Origin of the sequence: Tolypothrix sp. FACHB-123, assembly GCF_014697075.1 — a bacterium.
In the GTDB taxonomy this organism is placed as follows: domain Bacteria; phylum Cyanobacteriota; class Cyanobacteriia; order Cyanobacteriales; family Nostocaceae; genus Aulosira.
This window is the reverse complement of sequence record NZ_JACJRE010000028.1, coordinates 1-18376: the sequence shown is the minus strand read 5'-3', so window position 1 is coordinate 18376 and position 18376 is coordinate 1. Positions and strand designations below refer to the sequence as shown.

14 protein-coding genes are annotated in these 18376 nt (G+C 42.1%); 11 read left to right on the top strand and 3 right to left on the bottom strand.

Annotated elements, in window-relative coordinates:
* Positions 1 to 83: 83 nt before the first annotated feature.
* Entirely contained in the window at positions 84 to 482 is a 399-nt protein-coding gene (locus tag H6G41_RS18680) for a CAAD domain-containing protein (protein WP_190747680.1), read from the bottom strand.
* A gap of 397 nt (positions 483 to 879) precedes the next feature.
* Here H6G41_RS18680 and H6G41_RS18675 point away from each other — a divergent pair, with 397 nt between their 5' ends.
* The 9 genes from H6G41_RS18675 (at position 880) to H6G41_RS18635 (ending at position 13906) form a co-directional block, all read left to right on the top strand.
* Positions 880 to 1320, top strand: coding sequence for a pyridoxamine 5'-phosphate oxidase family protein (locus H6G41_RS18675; protein WP_190747679.1), 441 nt, complete (start codon positions 880 to 882; stop codon positions 1318 to 1320).
* A 499-nt stretch (positions 1321 to 1819) separates the two neighbouring features.
* A complete protein-coding gene (locus tag H6G41_RS18670) occupies positions 1820 to 2215 on the top strand; it encodes a hypothetical protein (protein WP_190747678.1) in 396 nt (131 codons plus the stop codon).
* 652 nt (positions 2216 to 2867) lie between these two features.
* Positions 2868 to 3560: a 2Fe-2S iron-sulfur cluster-binding protein gene (locus H6G41_RS18665; RefSeq protein ID WP_190747677.1), complete on the top strand. Its 693-nt coding sequence runs from the start codon at positions 2868 to 2870 to the stop codon at positions 3558 to 3560.
* A 17-nt stretch (positions 3561 to 3577) separates the two neighbouring features.
* Positions 3578 to 4573, top strand: a complete 996-nt coding sequence (locus tag H6G41_RS18660) for a xanthine dehydrogenase family protein subunit M (protein ID WP_190747676.1) — start codon at positions 3578 to 3580, stop codon at positions 4571 to 4573.
* Entirely contained in the window at positions 4570 to 6684 is a 2115-nt protein-coding gene (locus tag H6G41_RS18655; RefSeq protein ID WP_190747675.1) for a xanthine dehydrogenase family protein molybdopterin-binding subunit, read from the top strand. Before H6G41_RS18660 ends, H6G41_RS18655 begins: the two co-directional genes overlap by 4 nt.
* Before the next feature lie 47 nt (positions 6685 to 6731).
* Positions 6732 to 7940, top strand: a complete 1209-nt coding sequence (locus H6G41_RS18650) for an XdhC family protein (RefSeq protein WP_242037972.1) — start codon at positions 6732 to 6734, stop codon at positions 7938 to 7940.
* A gap of 286 nt (positions 7941 to 8226) precedes the next feature.
* On the top strand, positions 8227 to 11175 hold the full coding sequence (locus tag H6G41_RS18645; RefSeq protein WP_190747746.1) for a PAS domain-containing protein: 2949 nt from the start codon (positions 8227 to 8229) through the stop codon (positions 11173 to 11175).
* A gap of 17 nt (positions 11176 to 11192) precedes the next feature.
* Positions 11193 to 11618, top strand: a complete 426-nt coding sequence (locus H6G41_RS18640) for a response regulator (protein ID WP_190747674.1) — start codon at positions 11193 to 11195, stop codon at positions 11616 to 11618.
* Between the two features lie 5 nt (positions 11619 to 11623).
* Positions 11624 to 13906 (top strand): response regulator, encoded by a 2283-nt coding sequence (locus H6G41_RS18635; RefSeq protein WP_190747673.1) that lies wholly within the window; start codon positions 11624 to 11626, stop codon positions 13904 to 13906.
* 285 nt (positions 13907 to 14191) lie between these two features.
* On the opposite strand, the gene cydB is transcribed toward H6G41_RS18635, so the two are convergent.
* Positions 14192 to 15205, bottom strand: a complete 1014-nt coding sequence (gene cydB, locus H6G41_RS18630; RefSeq protein WP_190747672.1) for a cytochrome d ubiquinol oxidase subunit II — start codon at positions 15203 to 15205, stop codon at positions 14192 to 14194.
* Positions 15206 to 15213: 8 nt separating this feature from the next.
* Positions 15214 to 16656, bottom strand: a complete 1443-nt coding sequence (locus tag H6G41_RS18625; RefSeq protein ID WP_190747671.1) for a cytochrome ubiquinol oxidase subunit I — start codon at positions 16654 to 16656, stop codon at positions 15214 to 15216.
* Between the two features lie 564 nt (positions 16657 to 17220).
* On the opposite strand from H6G41_RS18625, the gene H6G41_RS18620 reads away from it, so the two are divergent.
* Both H6G41_RS18620 and H6G41_RS18615 read left to right on the top strand, forming a co-directional pair.
* The gene (locus H6G41_RS18620) at positions 17221 to 17925 is read left to right on the top strand and encodes a hypothetical protein (RefSeq protein WP_190747670.1); all 705 of its coding nucleotides are present in this window, start codon (positions 17221 to 17223) and stop codon (positions 17923 to 17925) included.
* A 350-nt stretch (positions 17926 to 18275) separates the two neighbouring features.
* On the top strand, positions 18276 to 18376 hold a 101-nt coding region (locus tag H6G41_RS18615; RefSeq protein WP_190747669.1), incomplete at its 3' end, for a CTB family bacteriocin.

Sequence of the window (18376 nt, the reverse complement as noted above, 5' to 3'; positions counted from 1 at the left end):
ACAGCCAAAACCGATATTTTTAACAGATGAAATAGGATTGCTATAACAACTTCGTCTGTCATTTTTCTTTAACTTGGATTAATTTATTGTGTTACTTCTTGGCGCTGCATTGCTTTAAATAGATAGCGAGATACATGCCAAGTTACATAACCAAAACCAATTAATTCAAAAAATGAGGCAACTAAGGGAATCCCATTTAATGCTTCTGTAATTGCCAGTAAAATTCTTAAAACAATAACTCCTATAACCAGCACAGCAAAGCTAACAACCAGCAGCGGGTATTCATTGACGAAATTGCTGATACTTTGTGATACGCTTGCCGTCAAACCAGAAATTATGCTGCCAATTTCTGATACTTGTTCATCAGATTTATCGGTATTTGCTACTGTTGTCATTTGCCCTGGTGCGGCAATTTCAACTGTGGCTATCTTTTGAGGTAAAGTAGCTTCTACATATTCTGATTGTGGTTCTTTCACTTGCATAAGCTTGGCTCAAAGAATTTCTGTATAGATGTGATACTACCATTCCGGCATGATTTTTAGATAATTTCATCTTCCAATTGGCTGAAAAATATAGCAATCCTAAGTAATTTGTGAAATATTACAAGCAGGTTTGTTGACTGTTAACCGTTAACAGTCAACAGTCAACAGCCAAAACCAATATTTTTCGCAACTGCAATAGGATTGCAATATGTCTCTCACAAGTGGGGAAATAAATATGTTTGCTAATTGAATAGTTTTATCTCCGGTATAATCTGCAATTTAAATGCAGCGAAATTATACCTTTAGGCGCAAGCAATTAACTAGCAAAAATGTTGATACTAAAATAGGTAATTCCTAACCGCGCTAATTCGTTGTAAGCAAAAACACAGTACTGTATATGACAACTACTACTGAAGAAAATCAAAATATTTATCAGTTGGGTAGACTTATTCAAGATATTGACTGTGGGATGTTAACCACAATCGATGAAGATGGTAGCTTACACAGCCGCCCGATGGAAAGAAGTAGCGACATTCAAGCTGATGGTAGTATTTGGTTTTTTACTAACGCTACTACTCATAAAGTATTTGAGATTAAGAATAGTCAGCAAGTCAATATTAGCTTTACATCTGGCGATAAACAGCGATATATTTCTATTTCCGGTATTGCTGAACTGGTAAAAGACCGTCAGAAAATGCAAGAGTTATGGAAACCAGAACTAGAAGCTTGGTTTCCCCAAGGATTAGATGAACCTAATATTGCTTTGCTGAAAATACAAATCACTAGGACTGATTATTGGGATAATCAATCTCAGTTTCAACAGCAAACAATTACATAAAGTCGGCGGGAAAGTCCACTTTTTCCAGGGGTGAGATGCAGCACCGCCCGCCGACTTGGGACATTGGGCATTGGGCATTGGGCATTGGGCATGGGGAAGAACATATCATGTCTGAAGCGGCTATCCCCCTGTGGGTGGAGAGGGACAGCCGCTTTCAATAAAATTTAGTTTTGTGGTAACCACTCCATTCGCTGTAGTTACCACGGGGTTGCTGTGGTAACCACCCCATTCGCTGTGGTTACCACGGGTTTGCTGTGGTTAGCACCCTATTCAGTGTGGTTACCACAAAAGTTGTGTGGTAACTACAAAAAAAATTGCACTTGATGCCTAAAATATCTTACTTAGGATTGTACTGAGCGACTTTATCAGAGAATTCACCCAAATTTTAGGGTAAATAGTGGTAAATAGGGGCAATAATTAGCGAATTCTGCTGATTGAGAATCCTGGCTGCATCGGGCAAGCTAGCTCTATAACCTTTTTATAGGGCTACATCTATCATATGTCACGCAAAAAACGTACTTCTCGGATTCTCGAAAATGCTAAGTTAAGAACCTCTGGTTTAAAAGCCATAGATCCTAATATTGATTTTGGCGAGGCGCGGAATTTAACGAATATGACGCAGTTAATGGAGCGTCTACGCAATAAAATCGAGGCCCATAATACAGCTTTAATTGTAATTGACTCTTCTAAGACAGAAATTAAGGAGTTAGAAAAACAATTAAGCGAACTTTCAGAAAGAATGCTGATTGGTGTGGCTTTTAAATATGGCAAAGATAGTATTGAATATGAAATGGCGGGTGGGGTTCGCAAAAGTGAACGAATTCGCCGCAGTACAAAAAGCCGTTTAAAAACTCGTTCAGAAGAAGCATCTTCTGATAGCATCATCACTGCATAATTATTGTTCGCGGTAGTAAAATCTATTGTCTTGGTTGGGTGCGTTATTACTAGGTGATAACGCACCTTTGTTTGATTAATTATAAATTTCAGTTGCGAAAAATATCGGTTGGGCTGATGACTGTTGTACGGGCGGGTTCACAAATATCCTCACTGATCAACGATAATTCTCAATACACCCGCCCTTACTGACTGTTGATTGTTAAAAGTCGAGAATATGGTGCGTTACACTTCGTGATAACGACACCCTACATATACTTAGATTTTTTAGAAATCAAATCGGATTCCTCTCTTATAATTAAGATATCTTAATCTTAAGTTAATAATTATGATTTATTTGTTGTGAAATTTGATGTTTAATGACTTTTTAATCTGATTTTTCCGCCAAAATCAGGACAGACTTGGTTTATTATTATTAATTGTTAATCGCTGTTGTTGGCAATGATTTGAAAAATTAAGAAATCCAAATAGAAGACAAAAATCTTACTATTATCAACTATATTCCACTTCCTACTTTAGATAGATTTTTTCTGATGCCACAAGTCTAAATGCTTTTGTGCCCAGCAATCTTGTAAAGTTTGAAGAATATATAGCTAACAATTCAAGCCCTGACTATCTACTTACCTAACCGAACAAATTTATCAGGTCAAATCATGTCTGACAATGAAAAAGGCGGAGGAAAAACTTCTCGACGCGGTTTTTTTGGACAAGCATTAACCGCAGCGGGTACGGCGATCGCCGCTCCGACTTTGATTAATCAAGTTAGCGTAGCTAAAAAAGCTATTCCAAATTCCCAAGGAGAGATGACGGTGAAATTAAAGGTAAATGGTGAGTTGCGAAATTTAGATATTGAGCCGCGTGTCACCCTACTAGATGCATTGCGGGAAAATTTAGGGTTAGTGGGAAGTAAGAAGGGATGCGATCGCGGACAATGTGGGGCTTGTACAGTATTAATTGATGGTGAACGAGTGTATTCTTGCCTAACTTTGGCAGTGATGCAAGAAGGTAAGGAGATTGTCACCATTGAAGGTTTAGCAACAGGGGATAGTCTCCACCCAATACAAGCAGCATTTATTGAAAATGATGGCTTTCAGTGCGGTTATTGCACCCCAGGACAAATTTGCGCTTCTGTGGCGCTACTTGAGGAAGTCAAGCGTGGTTGTGCGAGTGTGGTTACCGCAGATTTAACTCGTCCCCCACAATTAGCAGAACTCTCAGATCGGGAAATCAAAGAACGGTTAAGTGGTAATCTCTGTCGCTGTAGTGCTTACAACGGTATTGTCGCCGCAGTCCAACAAGCGGCGGGACAAACGCCACCTGCGGCAGTTGCGGATGTGGTAGTTTAGGGAAGCAGAGGAAAAGCATGAATAATTTTACATATGCTCGCGCTAGCTCTCAACAAGATGCTGTGCAAAAAGCTAGTAGCGATCGCAATTCTCTGTATATTGCAGGGGGAACAAATTTAGTTGATCGCCTCAAGGGATTTTTAGATCAGCCATCGCAAATTATTGATATTTCCCGCTTGGAGATGAAGCGCATTGACAAACTGGGAAATGGTAGTTTGCGTTTAGGAGCATTAGTTACGAATACAGCAGTCGCAGATCATCCAGATATTCGCCGCGATTACCCTATCTTAGCTAGGGCGATTTTATCAGGTGCATCTCAGCAAATTCGCAATATGGCGACAGTGGGAGGTAATTTACTGCAACGCACACGCTGTCCTTATTATTACGATACTGCTTTCCCTTGCAATAAACGGGAACCAGGGCAAGGTTGTCCGGCGATTAATGGAATTAATCGAATGCACGCGATTTTGGGAGCTAGCGAGCAATGCGTGGCTGTCAATCCTTCCGATATGAATGTGGCGCTGGCGGCGTTGGATGCAGTGGTTGAGGTGGAAGGAAGTAAAGGAAAGCGCCAAATCCCCTTTACAGATTTTCATCGGCTCCCCGGAACCACACCAGAACGAGATACCAATTTAGAGCCAGGAGAATTGATTACAGCAGTAATTTTGCCACCTTTAGGCTTTGCGAAATCGGGAGTTTATTTAAAATTACGCGATCGCACTTCCTACGCCTTCGCCTTAATTTCCGTCGCCGCCGCCATTGATTTAACTGGGGATAAAATTAAAAATGTCCGCTTCGCTATTGGTGGTGTAGCTCATAAACCTTGGCGTTCCCCAGAAGCAGAAGAATTTTTAATCGGTAAAACTGCGGAAACTGCAACCTTTCAACAAGCCGCCCAAATCGCCCTACAATCAGCCAAACCCTTAGCGCACAACGCCTACAAAGTCGAACTAGCAAAACGAGCAATTCGCCGCGCACTGACAATTTCTGCCAAAGGAGGCGGAGTAGCATGAATAAAGTAATTGGTACAGGGGTGAACCGTAAAGATGGCTTCGCCAAGGTAACGGGAAGCGCAACCTACGCCGCCGAACATCAAATTGCCAATTTGGTGCATGGTTATCTTGTCACAGCTGCGATCGCCAATGGAGAAATTGACAGTATTGACACCAGCGCCGCCAAAACAGCACCAGGGGTAATTGCAGTATTTACTCACCAAAATCCCCCAAAAATCTTTCAACCGGCTAACGATTTTATGACCTCGAAAATTTACGAGGCTAGATTACCTTTATCAGATAATAAAATATACTACGGCGGGCAAATTATTGGTTTAGTCGTCGCTGACACCTTTGAGCGGGCGCGTCATGCAGCCCATTTGGTGAAAGTAAAATATACAACTGCCAAGCCAACAATTGATGGCAAACAAGCCACCTACAAAGAAGCACCGCCATTTTTTGGTGAAGAATTAAAATTTACCAAAGGCGATATCGCCGCCGGGACTAACGCCGCTAAAGTCAAAATTGCTGCAACTTACACCACAGCCACCGAACTCCATGCGCCAATGGAACCCCATGCCATTATTGCCCATTGGACAGATGACAACTCCTTGACAATCTATGAACCAACCCAATGGGTAGCAGGTTCCCAACGCACCTATGCGCAAATTTGTGGCTTACCCACAGAAAAAGTGCGGATTGTCACGCCTTTTTTGGGTGGCGGCTTTGGTTCTAAAGCTTTTCCTTGGCCTCATGGAATTTTAGCAGCCGCAGCAGCGCGAGAAATCAAGCGCCCGTTAAAAGTTGTCCTCACCCGTCAGCAAATGACAGCCAATACTGGACATCGTTCGGAAACTGAGCAATTAATTAAACTAGGCGCAACCGCAGATGGTAAGCTCACCGTCATTGACCATGAAGCCAAATCCTGTACCTCACTTGTAGATGTGTTTCCTGAACTCTGCACCGGGATTACCCCAGCAATGTATGCAGCAGCAAATCTGAGAATTCAGCAAGAAATCGCCACATTGAATGTCGGTACACCCACATTCATGCGTGCGCCGGGAGAAAATCCGGGGATGTGGGCGATGGAATCAGCCATTGATGAGTTAGCTTGGGCGTTGAACATCGATCCGGTAGAACTGCGGTTAAAAAATGAAACCACAGAACACCAGCGCCAAGGCTTACCCTTTTCCGCCAAACATTTTGCCGATTGTTTACGCATCGGTGCAGAAAAATTTGGCTGGAAAGACAGACCAAAACAAGTGCGATCGCTCACCCGTGACGGTAAACTCATAGGTTGGGGAATAGCCGCCGCCACCTTCCCCGGTATGCGCGGGAAATCAACCGTTAAAGCGCGATTATTACCCGATGGTACAGCTCACATCCTCACCGCCGGTAATGATATGGGTACTGGCGCTTATACCATTGTCGCCGCCACCGCCGCCGACGCATTAGGTTTACCAGTCGAAAAAATCCGCGTAGAAATGGGCGACTCCCTATTACCCGATGCAGGTATCGCTGGCGGTTCCCAAATGACAGCATCCCTAGTTCCCGCAGTCATGTCAGCTTGTGCAGAAGTCCTGAAAACTGCTGGTGTAAAAACTGCAACAGAAGCCTTGACAAAATTACAACAATCTGGTGCTTCTGCCTTTGAAGCCACAGCCACCAGCGCCCCTGGTGGTGAGGGTAAAAAATGGGCGTTTCAATCTTGGGGCGCACATTTTTGTGAAGTCAGCCTCGATGAAGAAATTGGGCGTTTACAAGTAACCCGCTGGCTTTCAGTCATGAACATTGGTCAAGTCATCAATGCCAAAACCGCAGCCAGTCAAGTCCGTGGCGGCGTCATTATGGGTATTGGTCAAGCCTTAATGGAAGAATGTCATTTTGATCCCAATATTGGCAACCCTGTAGTTTATGACTTAGCTACATATCATTTTCCCGCCCATGCAGACATCCCCCGGATTGAAGTTACCTTTGTCGGCGAACCAGATTTAAACTTCAACCCAGCCGGGGCGCGGGGTGTAGGTGAAATTGGAATTACCGGCGTCTCAGCTGCGATCGCCAACGCAGTTTATCACGCCACAGGTAAACGCATCCGTAATTTACCCATAACGCCCGATAAATTGTTGTAAACAGAAGGCAGACGGCAGGAGGCAGACGGCAGAAGGAGAAAGAAACAATGCCCAATGCCCCATGCCCCATGCCCAATACCCAATGCCCTATGAAAGAACTTACCGCTATTTTAGAAGCCTTTGCCAAACTGCAAGATGATGCTGAATCTTGCTTTTTGGCGACTGTAGTTAATGTCAAAGGTTCTACCTATCGTCGCCCTGGGGCGCGGATGTTAATGACGCGATCGCATACGCTAATTGGGACAATCAGCGCTGGTTGTTTAGAAAATGATGTATTGGAACATACTCGTGTTTCCATGCCTGATGGTAAACCAATAGTGGTTACCTATGACTCAACTGCTGATGAAGATATTCTTTGGGGGTTTGGGCTGGGTTGCAATGGATTGGTGCAAGTATTGATTGAACCCTTAGATCAAAATGACTTGTGTAATCCCCTAGCCTTGATACAGGAATGTTTTGCCAAACAGCAACCAGGTGCGATCGCCACTGTGTTTGCCGTCGATGGTACAGTAAATGTAAAAATAGGCGATCGCTTAATTATTAAACCGAACAATAATCTAATTACTAACATCACAGACTCAGCTTTAGAATCTGCTTTAATTGACGATGCCCAAATTGCCTTAACAAATCAAAAATCAACTATTAATAAATATCAATTATCATCAGGTATTGTTGAAGTATTTATCGAAATTATCCAACCACCCACACACCTAATAATTTTTGGTGCCGGTCAAGATGCTTTACCCGTATTACAATTTGCTAAAGCTTTAGGTTGGCGCGTGACTATAGTTGATTGCCGCGCCAACGAAGCAACTAAAGAACGTTTTGCTTTAGCCGATGACGTAATTCTCAGCCGTCGCGAGATTTTACAACAACAAATCTCTGTGAATGAGCAAACTATCGCCGTAGTCATGACTCATAACTACCTCGATGATTTAGCAATTCTCAAAATATTACTTCCCTCGCCAATAAAATATCTAGGTATTTTAGGGCCGAAGCGTCGCAGTGAAAAATTACTAGCAGAATTGAGCGACGAGGGACAAGCATACAGCGCAGAACAATTAGATAAATTACATAGTCCAATTGGTCTTGATATTGGCGCAGATACACCAGAAGCGATCGCCTTATCCATCATCGCCGAAATTCAAGCTGTATTAGCAAATCGTTGCGGCAACTTTTTAAAGAATCGCACCTTACCAATTCATCAGCCACAAGAGATCAAAGAAATTACCCTTGATGCATTGCAAAAGCTATAAATCAATTCAAAATTCTCTCTTGGAAAGTCTGAGCGCCGGAAGCCGGCGCTCAGACTTTCCGCAAAATTCAAAATTAAAGACATTTTCAGATAAGGTTTAAATCCCCAACTGAAAATGATACTACGTATAAACGTAGGGTTTTAAACCCTTTTATTGACGATAAGCTATTCTTTCAGTTGCACAATCCATCCTCACAGCCGTTAACAGTCAACAGTCAACATATTCTTTCCAATGCCCAATGCCCAATACCCAAAGATATACTTAAAGATAGATTCATCAAAAATTTATCAAGCCTGTGTTCTCTAATAGCGAAGTAGCCAGACTGGAAGCGTTGCATCAGTATCAAATTCTGGATACAGAACCGGAAAAAGCCTACGACGATATTGCCCAGTTAGCTGCATTTATTTGTGGTACTCCCATAGCTTTAGTCAATTTTATTGCCGAAACTCGTCAGTGGTTTAAAGCCAAACTAGGTATAGATGTACCAGAAATGCCCCGAAATGTTGGTTTATCTTACCTTTGCTTACAGCAACAGCAAATGGTGGTAGTGCCGGATGTATTAGCTGATGCCGAGTTGGCAACTAATCCGGTGGTGGTTGACTATCCCTTTGTGCGGTTTTATGCAGGTGTACCTTTAGTTACTCCCAAAGGCGATATTCTCGGTACGCTCTGCGTCATTGATAATGTGCCGCGAGAACTCAATCAGCAACAATTGGATGCGCTTCAGGCTCTCAGTCGGCAAGTCATCACTCAATTAGAGCTAAGACGCCATGTAGCTGAGTTATCCCGTAAGACTGCGGAACAACAGCAAGTAGAAATTGCTTTGCGGCGCAGTCAGCAAAAGCTAACAGACTTTGTTGAGAATGCAAGTGTCGGGATGCACTGGGTACAGGCAGATGGGACAATTATTTGGGCTAATCAGGCAGAACTCGACCTTTTAGGCTACTCTCGCGCTGAATATATTGGGCACTCGATTACTGAGTTTCATGTGGATCGCCATGTGATTGACGATATTATGCAAAGATTGGGCAGAAATGAAACTCTACAGAACTATGAAGCCCGGTTACGTTGCAAAGATGGCTCAATTCGTTACGTTCTGATTCACTCCAATGTATTGTGGGAAAATGGCAAGTTTATCCATACGCGGTGTTTTACCAGAGATATTACCACCCGGAAAAAAATAGAAGCCGCTCTCAAAGAAAGCGATCGCCGTTTAAGAGTAGCATTAGAAGCAGCTAAACTTGGCTCTTGGGAATTAAACTTAGCCACAGGCGAGTTATTCACATCTAAGCAGTGCAAAGCTAACTTTGGTTTACCAGAGTCCTTTGAATTTACCTATGAGCGCTTATTAGAAAGTATTCATCCTGACGATCGCGCTTACATGCAAAATTCTGTCAAACAAGCTCTCGTCAACCATAGCGATTATGAAGCAGAATACCGCAATATTTGGCCTGATGGTAGCGTTCACTGGATATTAGCCAGAGGTGTAGGTATCTACGATAGTAATGGTACTCCCACCAGGATGATTGGTGTTACCCTCGACCTCACCGCCCGTAAGCAAGCAGAACAGGCTTTACAAGAAAGCGAGCAACGTTGGCAATTAGCCTTACAAGGTAATAATGATGGAATTTGGGATTGGAATGTGCAAACTAATGAAGTATTCTTTTCTACTCCCTGGAAAGCGATGCTTGGTTATCAAGACCATGAAATCGCCAATAATGTAGAAGAATGGTCAAAACGAGTTCATCCTGACGATTTAGATTGGGTATTACAAGCGATTCAGGATCATTTTGCCAAAAAAACTCCTTATTACATCACCGAGCATCGCGTCCAATGCAAAGATGGCAGCTATAAATGGATTTTAGATCGGGGACAAGCGCTATGGGATAATGCAGGTAATGTCGTCCGCATGGTAGGTTCCCATACCGATGTTGACGATCGCAAGCGAGCAGAAGAAGAAATCAAACGGCAAAATCTGCGATCGCAATTATTCTCAGAAATTACCTTTAAAATTCGCGAAACCTTACACTTAGATGATATCCTGCAAACTACAGTCACAGAAATTCAAAAACTTCTCCATGCTGACCGAGTTTTAATTTTTCGTCTGTGGGCTGATGGTTCGGGAACGGTAGTACAAGAAGCCGTGTTACCAGATTGGCCTGTGGTTTTAGGGCAAAATATTCTCGATCCTTGCTTTCAACAAAATTACGTAGACAAATATCGTCAAGGTAGAGTCAGCGCCATTACAGATGTAGCGAAAGCGAATATTAGCGAATGTCACCGAGAATTATTGCAGCAATACGGCGTGCAAGCTAACCTGGTAGTACCCATATTAATTAGAGATGGGGTATGGGGCTTGTTAATTGCCCATCAATGTCATAATCCCCGCGAATGGCAAAGTTTTGAACTAGATTTGTTGCAACAACTAGCCAATCAAATCGGTATTGCTTTATCCCAAGCCCAACTTTTAGAACAAGAAACCCGTCACGCCCAAGAACTGACTCGTTCTAATGGCGAATTAGAACAGTTTGCTTATATTGCTTCCCATGACTTACAAGAACCATTGCGGATGGTGACGAGTTATTTACAACTCTTAGAACGGAGGTACAAAAACCAATTAGATGCCCGTGCAGATGAGTTTATTAGCTATGCTGTTGATGGGGCAGGGCGGATGCAAACTTTAATCAATGATTTGTTAAATTATTCTCGCGTTAGTACCAGGGCCCAACCCTTTAAATTAGTTGATTGTAATACTATTGTCGAAAAAGCGATCGCCAACTTGCAAATTGCGATCGCGGAAAGCAATGCAGTGATTACCGCCGAACCTCTCCCCCAACTCCTAGCCGATACTACTCAATTAGTACAAGTATTCCAAAACTTAATTGGCAATGCGATTAAATTCCGACGAGAAGAACCACCGCAAATTTACATCACAGCTACTAAGAACACCATAGAATCAAATTCAGAAAATTCTCATCTCACACCTTTAGAAAACGAATGGTTATTTTCAGTCCGCGATAACGGAATTGGTTTAGAATCTCAATATGCTGACAAAATTTTTGTCATCTTTCAACGGTTACATAGTCGAAGTAAGTATCCGGGCACTGGAATTGGTTTGGCAATTTGTAAGAAGATAATAGAACGCCACGGTGGTCGCATCTGGCTGGAGTCGAAACCGGGTGAAGGCTCGGTATTCTACTTTACAATTCCAGAGCAAACAGGGAAGCAATCGTGAACAAATACTTACCGCTTATGGCTATCGAGGTTTTGTTAGTAGAAGACAATCCAGGCGATGCGCAACTTACACGCATCGCCTTGGAAGATAGCAAAATCTCGGTGCATTTGAGTGTAGTTGAAGATGGGGTAGAAGCAATGGCGTTCTTGCGGAAAGAAGATAAATATGCTGCGGTACCACATCCCGATATTGTGCTACTTGATTTAAACCTGCCAAAAAAAGATGGTCGGGAAGTTCTAGCAGAAATCAAAGGCGACAAACATCTCAAAAGAATTCCTGTAGTTGTGCTGACCACTTCCCAAGCAGAAGAAGATATTGTTAAAGCCTATAATTTAGCTGCCAACTGTTACATAACTAAGCCTGTTGACTTCGATCAATTTGTCAAAATTATTCGCACAATTGAAAACTTTTGGTTTGCAATCGTCAAACTGCCACCGGAGTAATGGACATGGCAGGTGAAACTATCAAAGTCCTCTTAGTGGAAGATAACCCCGGTGATATCCTCTTATTACAAGAATTTTTACAGGATGTCACCCCAACTGTAGTTGAGTTAAAACCTGTTGAGCAGCTTGACGAAGCCCTTAACTTTCTGCTGCAAGAAACCTTCGATGTCATGCTTTTGGACTTGTCTCTCCCAGATAGTCAGGGATTAGAAACCTTTATCAAAGCCCATAATCGGGTAAAATCAATTCCGATTATTGTTCTCACTGGCATGGCCGATGAAAACTTAGCACTTAGAGCCATGCAAGAAGGCGCACAAGATTATTTAGTCAAAGGACAAGTAACAGGGGACTTACTAGTCCGCTCCATGCGTTACGCTATTGAGCGTCAACGCATAGAAGACGCTCTGAGACACAGTGAAGAACGGTTTCGCGTCGCCTTAAAAAATTCCCCGATTTTTGTCTTTAACCAAGACCAAGAATTACGTTATACCTGGGTTTATAACCCAGCCTTTGGTTTAACAGCCGAAGAAATGCTAGGTAAACGCGACTCTGAATTAATTCCTTTGGAAAGTGCCCAATATTTGACAGCACTGAAACTGGGGGTATTAGTTACAGGCGTCGGTACAAGAAAAGAAATATCTCTAACTACTACCCAAGGAACTCAATATTACGACTTAACAATAGAACCATTGCGCAACGAATCACAACAAGTTATTGGCATTACTTGTGCTTGTATTGATATTAGCGAACAGCAAGCTGCCTTAGAACAACGCAAATTAGCTAACGAGACAATTCGCGAACAAGCCGCATTACTAGATATTGCTACTGATGCAATTCTTGTCCGCGATTTACAAAACAAAATTCTTTTTTGGAATAAAGGCGCAGAAAAACTTTATGGCTGGTCAGCCCCAGAGGCTAAAGGTAGAAACGCCAGCGAAGTTTTATTTGATGATGGCCAACCATCAGAAATTGAAGCCGCACTTTTAACCGTCATCAACACCGGTAAATGGGAAGGTGAGTTAACTAAAGTTACCAAAACTGGCAAAGAAATTTTAGTTTCTAGTCGTTGGAGTTTGGTTTGTGATGACAAAGCTAGACCGAAATCAATACTTACCGTTGACACAGATATTACTGAGAAAAAACACTTAGAAGCTCAATTGTTTCGCGCCCAAAGATTAGAAAGTATTGGCACGTTAGCTAGTGGTATTGCCCACGATTTAAACAATATCCTGACACCGATTTTAGCCGGAGCGCAACTACTACCGCTGAAATTTCCCGATGCTGACGAACGCACCCAGCATTTGTTAGAAATTTTGGAAATTAACGCCAAACGCGGTGCTGATTTAGTCAAGCAAGTACTATCATTTGCTAGAGGTGTCGAAGGTAAACGAATTAATCTGCAAATCAGACATCTGATTGTGGAAGTTGCTAAAGTCTTAAAAGAAACATTGCCAAAATCGATTCAAGTTGTTGTTGATATACCACAGAACTTGTGGATAGTTTCGGGAGATAGTACGCAAATCCATCAGGTGTTAATGAATCTTTGTGTGAATGCTCGTGATGCTATGCCCAATGGTGGTATTTTGTCTATCTCTGCCAAAAATCTTTTTATTGACGAAAACTATGCCCGCATGAACTTAGAAGCCAAAGTCGGGCCTTATATAGTGATTACTGTTAGCGATACAGGCGTGGGGATTCCTGAGGAAAATTTAGATAGAATTTTTGAGCCATTTTTTACCACCAAAGAAGTAGGACAAGGTACAGGTTTAGGACTTTCCACGGTTCTAGGGATTGTCAAAAGCCACGGTGGTTTTGTGAATGTGTATAGCGAAAAAAGCTTTGGTACGCGGTTTCAAATATATTTACCTGCTGTAGAAGGTATAGAAACCCACAATATAGATGAACCGAAAGTAGTAACCGCCCAAGGGGAAACAATTTTGATTGTAGATGATGAACCTGCAATTCAAGAAATTACGCAAACATCCCTAGAAACTCATAACTACAAAACCATTGTGGCGAGTGATGGTATTGAGGCGATCGCAGTTTATGCTAAACACATAGATCAAGTTAGCGTCGTCCTCATGGATTTAATGCTTCCTTCCCTCGATGGTGTTACAGCCATCCGCACTTTAAAGAAAATCAACCCCAATGTCAAAATTATTGCCACCAGTGGTTTGATTTCCAGCCAGAAAATGGAAGCTTTAGCTAGTACTGGTGTCACAACATTTTTACCCAAACCCTATACCATCAATGAATTATTGCTGATGTTACAGCAAGTCATGTCCTAACAAGAAAAAATTATTGGACATTTTTGTGAGATCTTAAAATCTGACAGACTGTCTTTTGACTTCTCATACTTGCCAAGCAATAATAAAAATCATCTTCGCTTCAAGTATTTAATTTGAATATATAAAGGTGCATACCAACCTGCTATATAAAGGGATACAACATTATTTGTATCCCTTATTTATTAATATTTGCGATCTAATTAGGTTTAGTATGCAATTGGTAGGCGGAAAATACCATCTTGGATTTTGCAAAAAATTAACAATTATTTCTCAAATTGGTATCACCTATTCCCCATAATGTGTACCTATAACTTTCCCGCGAAACACAATGTAATTATAGATGTTGTAGAACAACATAATGGGAATTAAAAATCCAATGAAGATAATCATGAACACTAAAGCGCTAGGTGCTGCGGCTGCTTGATAAATGGTGATACCTGGGGGGATGATATAGGGAAAAACAACTAATCCTAAGCCCACAAAGGTAAGTAGAAAAAGCAGCACTGTCCAAACCAGGGGACTAGTTTCTGCTTTGCGGTTCAGACTTTGAATCAATAACCCAATCAGCAGCACACCTAGCACGGGAATGAGTGAAAATAGATATACTTCTGGTTGGTGAAATAACTTTGCCCTAGCATTTTCATACACAACAGGGGTAGCAATCGTGATTAAAATTGCACCTAGAAGCGTTGTCCAAGCAGCGAGTTTTGCTGTGCGGTAGTGGGATGTTTGCAGTTCTCCTTCCGTTTTTAAGATGAGATAGGTGGAGCCAATCAATACATAACCTTGAATCAATGTCAAGGCAACTAAGAGCGATCGCCAATCGAGCCAGTCCCACATACTACCGATAAAGTGACCCGATTCATCCACCTTAATGCCTTCTAAAATACTCCCCAAGGCAAATCCTTGAAACAGCGCCGCCATGAAACTCCCAACTCCAAAGGCGACATTCCAAAATACTTTGTTTGTCGAATGCTCCCGAAATTCAAAGGCCACAGCCCGAAAAATCAAGCCAAATATCATCCCAAAAATGGGAATATAGAGAGCATTCAAAATGGTGCCATAAGCCAGAGGAAATGCCCCAAACAACGCACCCCCCATCAACACCAACCAAGTTTCATTGGCATCCCAAATATTACCCAAACTCGTCATTAAAATGTCCCGTCGCTCCTCATTAGAACTGGTTAGGGACAGAATACCTACGCCTAGATCAAACCCGTCTAACATGACGTAGAGAAACAAAAACAGAGCCAAGATGACAAACCATACCTGGGCTAAAAAGTGTTCTAAATTCTCCATACAATTACCTATTGCTGTGCTTCCACAGGACGTTGATCGGGAACAAATTCAGCCGGAGTAGTTTCTACGCCTGGTTGAGTGTCAATACCTGGAACCGGAAGTTCTAGGTTGGGGCCTTGACGAATGATTCGACTACCAAAGAATAAAGCACAAATAAACAGGGCTGTATAAATTCCTGCAAAAATTAGCAAGGATGTTAAAACCTCAGTCGCCGGTAGGTGGGAAACACCATCTGCTGTGCGAATTTTCCCGTACACTACCCAAGGTTGTCGCCCAACACAGCGCACAATCCAGCCTGATTCCACGGCGATGTAGCCCAGTGGAGCCGCTAAAATCCAGATTCGCAGTAGCCATTTTTGCTGGGCGATCGCTTCTGGTGAAAGCTTCCCTCGCAACCATTGAATCACACTGATGCCCATCAAGCCAGCCAAGAAAAAGCCGATACCGCTCATGATGCGGAAGGCGTAATAAATCAAACCCACCATCCGGGGGCGATCTTCAGGTTTCCACTCTTTCAGTCCCAGAACGGGTTTAGACAGATTTTTTTTGAATTCCAAAATGTAGCCTAAGCCATTGGGAATTGAGATTTCCCAGTCATTTTTCTCAGTCTTGTTATTGGGTAATGCAACTACACTCCAGGGCGCAGGCTGTCCGGCTGGAGAGGTTTCCCACTTAGCTTCCATCGCCGCCAGTTTGGTAGGCTGATAGTCAGCTACCTGCTCGGCGCTGAGATGTCCGACATAGATTTGTAATGGGGTGACAGCGATCGCTGTTGCTAGGACAATTTTGAGCGATCGCGCAAAGAAAGCTTGATGACGGTTGTTGAGAATATACCAGGCGCTAATTCCCCCAATCACAAACAGAGAAGTTTCCAGCGTCCCCAAAAACATATGCGAGACACTGTTGACCATGAAGGGATTTAAAATTGCCTGAAAGTAATCATCGACAACAAACTTCCCGTTTACTATTTCCCCGCCTGCTGGGGTCTGCAACCAAGAGTTTGCCGCTAAAATCCAGAAGGTAGATAGGTTTGCGCCAAAGGCAACCATAATGGTGGCAAAATAGTGAATCACTGGGTTTACCCGTTCCCAGCCAAACAGCATAATACCTAAAAATCCGGCTTCTAGCATGAATGCCATCGAAGCCTCAAAGCCTAAAATACTGCCAAAAAAGTCGCCTACCGCTTCGGAAAACGGGGCCCAGTTCGTACCAAATTGAAACTCCATTGGTAAGCCAGATGCTACACCAATCCCGAAATTCAACACATACAGCTTGGCCCAGAAACGAGCATGGTGGTAGTAATCAGGATTGCGTGTTTTTAGCCACATTCCTTCAACGATAACTAGATAAATCCCCATCCCAGTGGTGAGAACAGGCCATAGCATGTGAAAAATCGCCGTCAATGCAAACTGCATCCGCGATAGAGCAACGGTGTCCGATAGAAAATCCATCAACTAACCTCTGAATTTGTTTAAATCTTGACTTGCTTAGCATCTTGGGGACATAGTCGCATGGTAACGGAAGATTTCTACCTTTTCACAATGATTAAAGTGTACGGAACTTTTTTAAGAATCAAACCGGATTCCTATAGCAATCCTAAATGATTTGTGAAATCTGAGATGAAGGGTTGGTGACTATTAACCGTTAACAACCAAAAGTCAACAGCCAAAATCGATATTTTTTATAACTACAATATGATTTCCATAGCTTAAATTGAGTGGTTATTAACAGTCTCAACTAAAAATTGTGCAACAAATAGTTTGAGCTTGATAAATATCACCTAACTTCATAAAATCTTGATAATATTCCTTCTTTAGAGAGAGGAAAAAATCCCTACTGACGATAGAGCCGTGGACTTGAATAGAGAAGTTATTCTGAAAAATATCGAAGGTTCAATAATAAATAAAAACAATTCAAAATCTAGATAACCAAGATTTTAAAACCGACTAAAAACCTTTGATTATTAGCAAATTCAAGTTATCCAATTGTACCAATCGAGGAGTGGGACAGAAGTTATGAATAATCCAGGCGATCGCGAAAATTATCGTAGTGAAACTCAGAAGGAATATTACACAGATAGTAACGGTGAAACTCAGACTCACCTACAAAAAACTACCGAAACAGTAAACAACGCAACTAATGTTAATTCTTACGGTAGTGGTTATGTAAATGGTCGCGATAGTGAGCGCAGATATCAGCAAGCTAATTTAGCAGAGCGCGATAGCAGTAACACTGCTAATGGTTTACTATTAGGTGTTATTCTCACTTCCCTAGTTACCTTAGCTGTTGGTGCATTTTGGTATTTTAACCAGCGTAACAACGCAGCTAATGAAAATGTTAGCCCTGTATTTGTTCCTGTACCATCTAGCGCTAGTCCTTCTGCGGCTGCTAGCCAATCTCCTCAACCACGAACCACAATCATCGAAAGAACCAGAGAAGTACCCGTTATAATTCCTCAACAACAGGCTCCAGTAAGGTCTGCGCCTACACAACCAAATATTAATATTACAGTTCCACCTCAGCAACCTACTACTGAAAAAGCCCCAACTACATCACCAAATACTCCCAGTCAACCAAATTCTACCAGTAATTCCCCAACTTCAACTAATCAAAGCGATACCTTAACAACTACTCCATCTTCTGGTGCTAACCAGCCAAATACCAACTCTAGCAACAGTTCTTCCTCTTCCGAAAACAGTAAAACTGGTAGTTCTGACTAGTAATAACTGATACCTTATACCTCTGAAGCGGTGTCAAATTCTAGTTAGGTGCATCTTCATAAAAAATTTCTATAAGTTTCTCACGCAGTAGCCTTCTCCAGAATTGGAGAAGGCTATTGCAGTTTTTGCGTAGCTTAAATTCATTTCCAACTTTAGTAGGAGACAGTTCGGAGGAGATGAATTTGCTTGCAATCCAAACTTTATTCCGATGTATATAGCTTAGTGAATTTCCTACTATGAACACATCAAACGAAACGAAAAACGCAGCGAGATAACCAAGATAAAAATCATAACACGGTTAATTAAAGCTGCTTAGTCCGACAAATTAACACAAAATTAGGAGCAAAACCATGTCTCACGAAATCAAAAATGTAGTTGCAGTTGAACTTTCTGAACAAGAACTAGATAACGTAGCTGGTGGACTAGCTTTAGTTCTAGGTGATGTTAACGG

Bases quoted from the DNA above. Each gene is read 5' to 3' on its own strand.
- H6G41_RS18670 (WP_190747678.1), top strand. From the start codon at position 1,820: ATGTCACGCAAAAAACGTACTTCTCGGATTCTCGAAAATGCTAAGTTA.
- H6G41_RS18640 (WP_190747674.1), top strand. From the start codon at position 11,193: ATGGCTATCGAGGTTTTGTTAGTAGAAGACAATCCAGGCGATGCGCAA.
- H6G41_RS18680 (WP_190747680.1), bottom strand. From the start codon at position 482: ATGCAAGTGAAAGAACCACAATCAGAATATGTAGAAGCTACTTTACCT.
- H6G41_RS18655 (WP_190747675.1), top strand. From the start codon at position 4,570: ATGAATAAAGTAATTGGTACAGGGGTGAACCGTAAAGATGGCTTCGCC.
- H6G41_RS18635 (WP_190747673.1), top strand. From the start codon at position 11,624: ATGGCAGGTGAAACTATCAAAGTCCTCTTAGTGGAAGATAACCCCGGT.
- cydB (WP_190747672.1), bottom strand. From the start codon at position 15,205: ATGGAGAATTTAGAACACTTTTTAGCCCAGGTATGGTTTGTCATCTTG.
- H6G41_RS18620 (WP_190747670.1), top strand. From the start codon at position 17,221: ATGAATAATCCAGGCGATCGCGAAAATTATCGTAGTGAAACTCAGAAG.
- H6G41_RS18665 (WP_190747677.1), top strand. From the start codon at position 2,868: ATGTCTGACAATGAAAAAGGCGGAGGAAAAACTTCTCGACGCGGTTTT.
- H6G41_RS18660 (WP_190747676.1), top strand. From the start codon at position 3,578: ATGAATAATTTTACATATGCTCGCGCTAGCTCTCAACAAGATGCTGTG.
- H6G41_RS18650 (WP_242037972.1), top strand. From the start codon at position 6,732: ATGCCCAATGCCCCATGCCCCATGCCCAATACCCAATGCCCTATGAAA.
- H6G41_RS18675 (WP_190747679.1), top strand. From the start codon at position 880: ATGACAACTACTACTGAAGAAAATCAAAATATTTATCAGTTGGGTAGA.
- H6G41_RS18625 (WP_190747671.1), bottom strand. From the start codon at position 16,656: ATGGATTTTCTATCGGACACCGTTGCTCTATCGCGGATGCAGTTTGCA.